At 67.1% G+C, this 9,841-nt stretch carries 10 protein-coding genes; 3 read left to right on the plus strand and 7 right to left on the minus strand.

Annotated elements, in window-relative coordinates; genetic code table 11:
• Together SX243_23030 and SX243_23035 are read left to right on the plus strand one after the other, a co-directional pair.
• Positions 1-896: carbamoyltransferase C-terminal domain-containing protein (locus SX243_23030; protein ID MDY7095858.1), on the plus strand; the 896-nt coding region annotated here is incomplete at its 5' end.
• Positions 893-1,561 carry a hypothetical protein gene (locus SX243_23035; GenBank protein MDY7095859.1) on the plus strand — a complete coding sequence of 223 codons (669 nt, stop codon included), beginning with the start codon at positions 893-895 and terminating at the stop codon, positions 1,559-1,561. The genes SX243_23030 and SX243_23035, both read left to right, overlap by 4 nt.
• On the opposite strand, the gene SX243_23040 is transcribed toward SX243_23035, so the two are convergent.
• From SX243_23040 to SX243_23050, 3 genes are read right to left on the minus strand one after another with little or no spacing between them, the layout of a single operon-like run.
• Positions 1,546-3,579: a pyrroloquinoline quinone-dependent dehydrogenase gene (locus SX243_23040; GenBank protein MDY7095860.1), complete on the minus strand. Its 2,034-nt coding sequence runs from the start codon at positions 3,577-3,579 to the stop codon at positions 1,546-1,548. The genes SX243_23035 and SX243_23040 overlap by 16 nt on opposite strands.
• A 26-nt stretch (positions 3,580-3,605) precedes the next feature.
• Positions 3,606-4,199: an HAD-IA family hydrolase gene (locus tag SX243_23045; GenBank protein ID MDY7095861.1), complete on the minus strand. Its 594-nt coding sequence runs from the start codon at positions 4,197-4,199 to the stop codon at positions 3,606-3,608.
• A 17-nt stretch (positions 4,200-4,216) separates the two neighbouring features.
• Entirely contained in the window at positions 4,217-4,912 is a 696-nt protein-coding gene (locus SX243_23050; protein MDY7095862.1) for a CDP-alcohol phosphatidyltransferase family protein, read from the minus strand.
• A 58-nt stretch (positions 4,913-4,970) separates the two neighbouring features.
• Between SX243_23050 and SX243_23055 the strand changes: the two genes are divergently transcribed.
• The gene (locus tag SX243_23055; protein ID MDY7095863.1) at positions 4,971-5,951 is read left to right on the plus strand and encodes a fatty acid desaturase family protein; all 981 of its coding nucleotides are present in this window, start codon (positions 4,971-4,973) and stop codon (positions 5,949-5,951) included.
• A gap of 250 nt (positions 5,952-6,201) precedes the next feature.
• Here SX243_23055 and SX243_23060 read toward each other — a convergent pair whose 3' ends face one another.
• The 4 genes from SX243_23060 to SX243_23075 form a co-directional block, all read right to left on the minus strand.
• A complete protein-coding gene (locus SX243_23060; GenBank protein MDY7095864.1) occupies positions 6,202-7,191 on the minus strand; it encodes an aldo/keto reductase in 990 nt (329 codons plus the stop codon).
• Entirely contained in the window at positions 7,188-8,225 is a 1,038-nt protein-coding gene (locus SX243_23065; GenBank protein ID MDY7095865.1) for a Gfo/Idh/MocA family oxidoreductase, read from the minus strand. Before SX243_23065 ends, SX243_23060 begins: the two co-directional genes overlap by 4 nt.
• Positions 8,226-8,273: 48 nt before the next feature.
• Positions 8,274-8,735, minus strand: a complete 462-nt coding sequence (locus tag SX243_23070; GenBank protein MDY7095866.1) for a VOC family protein — start codon at positions 8,733-8,735, stop codon at positions 8,274-8,276.
• Between the two features lie 212 nt (positions 8,736-8,947).
• The coding region (locus SX243_23075) for a serine hydrolase domain-containing protein (GenBank protein ID MDY7095867.1) at positions 8,948-9,841 on the minus strand (894 nt) is incomplete at its 5' end.

The raw sequence follows: 9,841 nt of genomic DNA on the forward strand, positions 1-9,841 counted from the left end.
TCCAATCCCTGCAGGGAGCCTGCGAGAACTCCGGGCTCTCCCCGGAGGCCCTGGTCTCCACCGGCGGTGCGGCCCTCAACTGCCCGGCCAATACCCGCATCCTGGCCACCGGACTCACCAATGGCAGCCGGGCGAAGGGCTCCTTCGCCGGACTCTTCGTCCCCCCGGGCTGCGACGACAGCGGCCTCGCCATCGGCGCCGCCCAGGCCTTGCGCTACGCGGTACTGCGGACGCCCCGGGGGACGCCGCCCCGGCCCGCTTCCCACCGCGCCTACCTGGGGCTGGGGACCTGCCGGAGCGAGCTCGACGAGATCCTGCAGCAGCACCGGGACGAGCTGGTGGTCGAGCATCCCGAGGATCCCGCCCGGGAAGCCGCCCGGCTCCTCGCCGGCGACCGCATCATCGCCTGGTTCGAGGGCCGCAGCGAGATCGGTCCCCGGGCCCTGGGGCACCGCAGCATCCTGGCGCACCCGGGGCACGGAACGAATTGGCGCCGGGTCAACCAGATCAAGGAACGGGAAGCCTGGCGCCCTCTGGCTCCCTCGATCCTCATCGAAGCCTGCGAGGAGTGGTGCGAGGGCGCCCCCATCCCCTCGCCCTACATGCTCTTCAACGCCCGCATGCGCCGCCCCGACGCTCCCGCCATCACCCACGTCGACGACAGCGCCCGCATCCAGACCGTCGCCCCGGAGGACGGCAACTACTACCGCTTGCTGACCGAGTTTCACGCCTCCAGTGGACTGCCCCTGCTCCTCAACACCTCCTTCAACGGCCCCGCCATGCCCATCATCGAACGGCCGGCGGAAGCGGTGAGGTTCTTCCTCGACTCGACCCTCGACCATCTCTTCGTCGACGGCGTGAAGATCAGCCATCGGCCCTCGGAGGCCGAGTCGTGAGCGACCCTCGCCCCTGGATCCTCTTTCTCAACGGGCCGTCCAGCGCCGGCAAGTCGTCCCTCTGCACCGCCCTCCAGGCGTGCTTCCCCGAGCCCCTGCTGCACGTCGCCGCCGACATGTTCCTGTCTATGATGCCCCGCTGCTATCGCGCCCTCGACGTGGCTCCGGACTCGGCGGCGGCGGAAGGCTTTCTGTCGGTCACCGTTCCCGACGCTCCGCGCCCGTTCATCGACGTCCAGGCCGGCCCCTTCGGCCACCGGGTCATCCTGGGCATGCACCGCTCGGTGGCGGCGCTGGCGGAAGAAGGCAGCCACGTGGTAGTGGATCACGTGCTCCTCTACCCCCTGTGGAGGCGCCAGGCGGTGGAGACCCTGGCGGATCACCGGGTGCTCTTCATCAAAGTGTCCTGCGAGCTCGAAGAGTTGGAGCGCCGGGAGCGGGAGCGCGCCAACCGCTCCTCAGGCTACGCCTACGGCAGCTTCACCTGCATCCACGAGGGCTGCCACTACGATTTCGAGATCGACACCACCGGCAAGACCTCGGAGGAGTGTGCCGCGGAGATCGTCCAGCACCTACGGAGCGATCCGGTACCCCAAGGATTCCGGCGCATGCGGCGGGAGCTTGCCGAGGCGGGTCTTGAGGTCAGCCGTCACGGCAAGGTGTAGGCGATGACGTAGTCGCCGGCGGGGGAGCCGACGCCGATATGCCCGCCCGGTGCCACCACCAGGAACTGCTTGCCGTCGGGCTGGAGCTTGTAGGAGATGGGCCCGGCGTGGAGGCCGGCGGGCAAGTCGAAGGTGGTGACCAGCTCGCCGGTTTCTGCATCGTGGACCCGCATCACCGGATCCTTGGTGCCGCCGTGGAAGACCAGGCCGCTGGCCGTCGACAAGGCGGGGGCCAGCCCGCCGAGGCCGGGATCGTCGGGACCGATGCTGGAGGAGGCGCTCCAGGCAATCGTTCCCTGCGCCAGATCGACGGCCACCAGCCGGCCCCAGGGCGGCTTGTTGCACAGCACCCCCTCGTGCTGGAAGACCGTGCGGCCGGTCACCGGATGCAGCCAGTAGCGCTCGCCGGTTCCCCGGCCGGTGAACCACCAGAAGAGATTCTGAAACGGCAGCCCGCGCAGCGGCCGAACATTGGGATCGATCTCCCCAGCGCGCTCCGCCACCTCCTGGAGTTGCACGATGTGGACCTTGTTCTGCACCGGCACGAAGAGCCGCTGCCGCGCCGGATCCCAGGTCGCCCCCGCCCAGCTGGCGCCGCCGAAGGTGAAGGGATAGATCACCGAGCCCTGGAGACTCGGAGGGGTGAAGAGGCCCTCGTTGCGCACCCCGGTCAGCCGCGCCCGGCAAGCCTCTAGATGCTCCTTCGTGGGGGCGTAGAGGTCGTCCTCGTCCAGGCGCTGGGGTACTAGCGGCGGCGGCGCCGTCGGGAACGGCTGGGTGAGGGCGGCCCGCTCGCCGGGCAGATCGCTCTTGGGCACCGGCCGCTCCTCCACCGGGAAGAGGGGCTCCCCGGTCTCCCGGTGGAGCACGAAAACGAAGCCATGCTTGGTCGCCTGAGCGACGGCGTCCACGGGGCCATCCTCCCGCTCCACGGTGACCAGCACCGGCGGCGAGGCGAGATCGTAATCCCACAGATCGTGGTGCACGGTCTGGTAATGCCACACCCGCTCGCCGGTCGCGCCGTCGAGGGCGACCACCGAGTCGGAGAAGAGGTTCGAGCCCAGGCGCTCTCCGCCGTAAAAATCCGGGCTCGGCGAGCTCACCGGCAGAAAGACCAGCCCCCGCTCCAGATCCGCGGTGATGGTGGACCAAACATTCGCCGCCCCTGCTAGCCGCCGGCCGGTCTCCCAGGTCTCGGCGCCGAATTCTCCGGCGTGGGGAATGGTGTGGAAGGTCCAGCGCACCTCGCCGGTGCGCACGTCGAAGGCCCGCACGTCCCCCGGCGGCGCGTCGGGGCGGATCTGGTCCGCGATGGAAGAGCCCACCACGATGACGTCGCCGATGACGGTGCCCGGCGAGGTGACGCCATACTCCCAGCTGTCGTAGAGGGGCACCAGCCCTTCGAGGAGATTCACCACCCCCTCCGTGCCGAAGTCCCCGCAGGGCTCCCCCGTCGCCGCATCGAGGGCGAAGAGCCGCGCATCCAGCGTCGCCAGGAAGACCCGCGCCGCGCACTTCCCTTCCTCCTCCTGGCTCCGCCAGTAGGCAACGCCGCGGTTGATCCACATGTAGAAGAAGCGCCCCGGCTCGAGCACCGGGTCGAAGGTCCACAGCTCCTCCCCGGTCTCAGGATCGAGGGCGATGACCCGATTGCGCGGGGTAGTGAAGAAGAGCCGGCCGTCGACCACGATGGGCGTCGATTCCGAGGTGCTGCCGCGGCGGATCTTGACCGGGAATTGCCCTTCCCAAACATCGCCGTGGCGATAGGTCCACGCCACCTGCAGCTGCTCGACGTTGCCCGGATGAATGTCGGTGAGGGTTGAGTGGCGGCCGCCCCCCGGCGCCCCCTCGGTAAAAGGCCATTCGACGGGAAAGGCATCCGCCTCCGGAGCCTCGACGATCTCCCCGGGCTCTTCAGCAGGCGCTTCCGCTGCCACTGGCGGGGAAAGCACCAAGGCCAGCAACGCCACAAGCCCCGCGAGAGTCCCAAGGTAGGAGAAAGTGTGTTTGCCGCTCATGATCTCTCCCAGCCTGTTTCCAGCCCCTATAGAACCGCCTGCCGCCGCAGCTCTTCGCGGAGCCCTTCGACTCCTTCGAAACGCCAGACCCGCATCCCCGTCCCCCGGGCTCCGGCACAATTCTTCTCCCGATCGTCGACGAAGAGGCAGTCCGAGGTGGCCACGCCGAGGGTCGCCGCCGCGTCGAGATAGACCTCCGGCGAGGGCTTGCGCCGGCCCGTCTCGCAGGAGACGAAGCTCCACCTCAGATAGCGGCTCAGGCGCAGCTTGTCTTCGATGCGCCGGTACCACCGGGGATAGTTGGAAAGAGCGTGCATCTTCACCCCCGCGGCGGAGAGCTCCATCACCAGCTCCTCCATGCCATCGAGCCAGCGATAGCCGTCCACCAAGGCCTGCCGCAAGCCGTCCCCGTCCACCGGCCGGCGATCCATAAACATGCGTCGGAAATAGGCTTCCTCGTCGATCTCACCGCGCTCGAAGGCACCCCAGGCCTCCCGATCCGCCGCGGCGAGGAATTCCTCCAGGCTCAGACCCAGAAAGTCCAAACCCTCCCGGTAGGACGGATCGTGGACCAGGGTGCCCATGACGTCCAAGAGCAGCACCTGCGGAATCGGTTGCATGGTCGCTCAGCGGGCGGTCAGCGGAGGGCGTAGTAAACACCGCGGCAATAGCTGATCACCATCAGCACCGTCGCCAGGATCAACAAGGCCGTGTGGAGCTCCCAATCGAGCACGAAGCGCACGCCCAACAGGATGTGGGTGAAGCCGGTGGTGAAGGTGCTCAAGGGGGACGACGGCGGCGACTTCGACTCCCGGCGTAGGAAGCCCAGGAAGATCAGGTAGACGAAGCGGATCAGACCGATGACCAGGATCCAAAGGCCGATGCGATCTAGGTGGATCAACATCAGGCAGACGGTGACGGTGATGATGGCGTCGCCTTCCTTGTCGAGGTTCCCTCCCAGCACCGAGACCAGGTTGAAGCGGCGGGCCAGACGCCCGTCGATGCCGTCGATGACCCACAACGAAATCACCTGGATGCAGGCGAACATCGGCCCGAAGAGGATCGGCGTGATCACCACCGTGACGCCGGCGAGGATCCGCGCGACGGTGATCCAATTGACGAAGTTGAACCGGTCTCCGGGCTGACGCGGCACCGACCCCACCTTGGCCAGGGTGAGGAGAGAGACCATCCCCACGACGGCGACGATCACCGGCCGATCCAGGTAGAGAGCCAGGAGCGCCGTCGCCAGCATCAGCCAGCCATGGACGGTTCGCCAGGCCAGAATGCGCCGGCTCTGGGCTTGCGCCAGGTCGGTGGGGACGGGCTCGTTCATCGCGGCGGGACCTCCTCCGAAGGGGCTCTTGAGGCGGAGCTTTGCTACACTCAAACGTATGGTTCAAGAAGCGGGTGCGGTACGAGACGAGCGGGCAGCTCGAGCCGAAAGCGCCGACGGCGAGCGCCGGGAGCATCTTTCGCCGCAGCTGGTGCGCGAGCTCTCGCGCTTGAATCCGCCCCTGGCCTTCGGCCACATCCTGGTCGAATGGTCAGCGATCCTCGGCGCCGCCTGGCTCTGCGACCGCTTCTTCCATCCGCTGCTCTACGTCCTGGTCGTCCCGTTCATCGGGGCGCGCCTGCACGCCCTGGGCTTCCTCCTGCACGACGCGGCCCACGTCCGCCTCCTGCCCTCGAAGCGCTGGAACGACCTGCTGGCTGATTTACTACTTGCTTTCCCATTATTCATTACCCTTCGCGACTACCGCAAGACCCACCTAACCCACCATCGCCACCTCAACACCGACCGGGATCCGGATTGGGTGGCGAAGCAAACCCCCGCCTGGTCCTTCCCCAAGACCTTCGGCGGCATGGTGAAATTCCTCCTCAAGCCCTGGTCCACGGCCAAGTCCGAGCTCCATTGGGCCGGCGGCGGCAAGCGCCGCCATCCCCCGGCCCTCACCGCCGCCCGGCTGCTCTTCTACGCCCTCGTCGCCGTGCTGCTCACCGTCCTGGGCCTTTGGCGGCCCTTCGCCATGTACTGGCTGGTGCCCATGTTCCTCTGGTGGCCCATCGCCATGCGCATCACCAGCATGGCCGAGCACTTCGGCCTCGCCTACGAGAGCATCTACAGCCAATCCCGAACCATCATCCCGAACCTCTTCGACCGCATCTTCATCTCGCCGAAGAACGCCGGCTACCACCTTGACCACCACCTCTACCCCAGCGTCCCCTTCTACCGCCTCCCCCGCCTACACCAGGCCCTGCTGGAGCTCCCGGAGTACCGCCAGAAGGCGCACATCACCCATGGGTATTGGGGGGTCTTGAGGGAGTGCATGCGGGGGCCGCGGGATGTGGTACCAGGTAGCGCCAAGGCCTGAGTAGATTCAAACGAGTTGCGGCACCGCTTGTGAGCCACCTCCGCCCCGGGATCAATCCCGGGGCTACCCAGGACACCGCCGGATGAATCCGGCTCCCAGATCCCGCTCACCCACACTCTCCCCTCCGGAGCCAGCAGAGCTGGCGGAACCTGAGTAGCCCGGGGATTGGATCCCCGGGCGGAGGCGGTGCAACCACGACCTCTACCTAGTTCACCGGCTCCCCATCCAGAAGCCCTGGGAGCGCAGGCTCCTAGCCGCCTCCGACCCGTCGGAGATCAAGCCACTCCAGCTCCTTCGGAGACAGGCTGACCTCACAAGCCGCCAGATTGTCGGCACATTCCTCTTGGGTGGCCACGGAGATCAACGCAAACGGCGCCATGGGTTGGCTCAGCACATAGGCCAGAGCAATCTGCGCGACGGACCGACCGCGCTCTTCGGCCAGCTGGACCAACCGCCGCCGCCGCTCGCGATTGGGCGCGGACTCGTACGCCCGGGTAGCGATCTCCTCGTGGGTGCCCACGGGGGGCGGAGCGTCCGCCGGCCGCAGCAGCCAGCCCCCGGCCAGCGCCGACCAGCACAAGAGCGCCATCGGCTGTGGGCTCGTCGCCTGGGCCGTGTACCAGTCCCGATCCTCCTGGCGCTCCGCTCCGGTGAGCGTCACCGACCCGGGCCACGGCGGCCGGACCTGCTCCGCCAGACTGAAGTGGGAAGAGCTGGCGGCTAGCGGCAGCAGGCCCCGGCGCTGAGCGTAGGCGTTGGCTTCCCGGAGGCGGGGCACCGACCAATTGGACACACCGAAGGCCCGGATCCGCCCCTTCTCGACCTGCTCGTTCAGGCACTCCAGAATAGAAGCTACGTCTTGTTGGGGATCATCCCGATGCAGCAGGAAGAGGTCGATGTACTCCGTACCCAGGCGCTCCAGGCTCTCCACCAAATCCGAGTCGATGGAGTTGGGATCGAGACGCTGGCGCTCACCCTCGGAATGGACATCAGGATGGGCCCCTTTGTCGACGATCACCACCCGCTCGCGCAGGCCCCGCTGGCGGATCCACCGCCCGAGGGTCCGCTCGCTGTCTCCCTGGCCGTAGACGTGGGCGGTGTCGAAGGCGTTGCCGCCGCCCTCGAAGAATGCGTCGCAGAGCCGAAAGTCCTCCGCCTCCCGGCGCTGCTTCAAATGCGCCGCACCGAAGATGATCCGCGACACCGGCTTGCCGACACCGGGAATCGAGCCGTAGATCACCGGGCCCCGTCCCCTTTGGACCGGTCCGTCTCGCGTTCTTTGGATTCACAAGGGAAGCGCATCCCCAGCTGACGGCGCAGCTCGTCCATCACCCGCAGCACCGCGATGGACTCCTCGTGGGGCATGATCCCGTTCTCCACCTCCCCCCGATCCAGCGTCTCCATCATCGCCGCCGCCTGGTAGTGCAGGCCGTTGCCTTCGACGGGAATCGAGACCCGCACCTCGTCCTGCCCGGGAAGGGCGAGGGTCGCGCCGGGGCTGCAGTAAAACGGCTCATCCAAGCGGATCATCCCCTGCGACCCCAGAATCGTGCCGAACCGCGGCGTCTTGGTATCCACCGCCGAGGCCAACACCGCCACGCCACCGCCGGCGAAGCCCAGCAGCATCCCCGCGCGCCGGTCGGTGCCGTTGGGACCAAGATCCGCCACCACCTTCACCTCCGTCGGAGCGCCGCCGAAGGCGAGCACCGCCAGGGAGACCGGATAGACCCCGACGAACATCAGGGAGCCTCCCGCCGCCTCCGGCGAGAGCCAGCGCTGCAGATCCTCCCCCTCGGCCCGGAAGCCGAAATCCGCCTGCACCATCTGCACCTCGCCGATGGCCCCCTCCTTCAGCCACTCCCGGGCCTGGCGAAACGCCGGCACGAAGCGCGACCACAGGGCCTCCATCAGCAGGCGCCCTTCCTCCCGAGCGGCCGCCACCATGCGCAGAGCCTGCTCCGCGTTCACCGCCAGCGGCTTCTCGCACAGCACCGCCTTGCCCGCCCGCAGGGACCGGACGGCGCACTCCTCGTGATGCGGCGTCGCGGTGCCTACATAAGCGATGTCGATGCGCTCATCGCGGGCGAGCTCTTCGTAGGATCCATGGCGCACGGGAATGCCGAAGCGCTCACCAAACTCCTCCGCCCGCTCCGCCGAGCGCGAAGCCACCGCCACCAGCTCGGCTCTAGGCAGCAGCGCCAGCGCCTCGGCAAATTTGTGCGCGATGAGGCCGGTGCCGAAGATTCCCCAGCGGATGCGTTGTGTTTCGGACATCTCAGCGCTTTTCGGACATCTCAGGGCTCAGCTTGGCTCGGGAGGGGTCTATTGGCCGTCATAGATATGCAGCAGTTCCAGCACCACGCCCAGCTGGTCGGTGGTGTCGGCGTAGAGGTATTGCCCGCTCCGAAACTTCCCCTCCTGCAGCACCCCGATGCCTTCTTGGTCCAGGCGCTTTTTGGCGGAATCCATGTCCGGCGTCCGGAAGGCGATGTGGTGAACGCCGGGCCCGTGTTCGTCGAGAAACTCCTGCCACACGCTAGGCCCGCCCACCGGCTCGATGAGCTCGATGTGCGCCTGCCCCATCTCGATGAAAGCCAGCCGCGCCCGCGCGTCGGTAGGCTCCCCGCGAAACCGCGTCTGCGCCTCCTCCGGCTCCCGCGACTCCCGAATCTCCACTTCCGGCACGTCCAGCACCCGCGCAAAGTTGGCCACCGCCGCCTCGATATCCCGCACCACAATGGCCACCTGCACCAACAACTCCGCCCCGAGGCTCTTCTCCGCCATGCTTCCTCCTGCCAGGTTTGGAGGCAAGATAGCAAGGCCCTCCCGCGCGCTGCAACTGTCGGTGGATTCCTAAAACAGGGGCTCTACGGAAGGGGGGACCCAAGTGTTGGTTCGCAAGTGTTGGTTCGCAAGAGGTGGGACCCAAGCCCAGCCCAGGGGGCTCCAAGTGTTGGTCTCTTTCCCCAGGGTGGTACCCAAGTGTTGGTATTGACCTACCTGCCCAGAAAGGCGCCCAGGAAGAGCCGAGCGAAATCCGACTTCCGAACCTCGGCACGGTCCAGAGGGTTGCCCCACCAAACCCCTTCGCTGTTGGCCAGCACGAGGAAGGTGAGCCCTTGATCCGGCACCTTCAGATAAAGCGCCGAATACGCCTTCTCCCACCAGCCGGAGTGCCAGACGAGGCGGTGTCCCTTGTAGTCCTCGAGGAACCAGCCCAAACCATAGGGCAGCTCGGCACCGTCCTTGGAGTGATTCGGGGCCATCATCGCCGTCCGAGACTCCTTCGAAATCAGCTCTCCTCGATCCAAGGCGATGTCGAATCGCACCAGGTCCAGGACCGTCGACACCACGCCGCCGGCGGCGCCGTCCCCCTGGGGTTTCAGATACGGCGCAGGCTGCATCTTCCCGTCTTCTCTCATTCGATGCGGCGGCGCCAGCGCTCTCGCTAGATCCTCCGGCAGCGGCAGATCCCGATAGATCCGCGCCGAGCGATCCATCCCCGCCGGCTGGAAAACGTACTCGTCGACGAGCCCGGAAAAGGATCTGCCCGCCCCTGCCATGAGGGGCCGTGAAGCCCAGGAGTAGAGCACGGGGTTGTAGGAGAAGCCGGTTCCCGGCGCTCCGATGGCCGTGTGGGACAGCAGATGCCGCAGGGGCTGCTCCGCCGGATCGCAGACCAGGCCCTGGGCGAAGATGGAAGGCTGCTGGCTGAAGGCGACGCAAAAGTCCTCCCACTCGCTGTACCCGCTCATCTTCCGATCCAGATCCACCACCCCCTCCTCCACCAACCGCATCGCCACCACCGCCGCCAATGGCTTGGTTACCGACGCGATCCGATACGGCGTCGACGCCGTCGCCAACACCCCACTCTCCACATCCGCCACCCC

It is taken from the genome of Acidobacteriota bacterium, assembly GCA_034211275.1.
Classification (GTDB): domain Bacteria; phylum Acidobacteriota; class Thermoanaerobaculia; order Multivoradales; family JAHZIX01; genus JAGQSE01.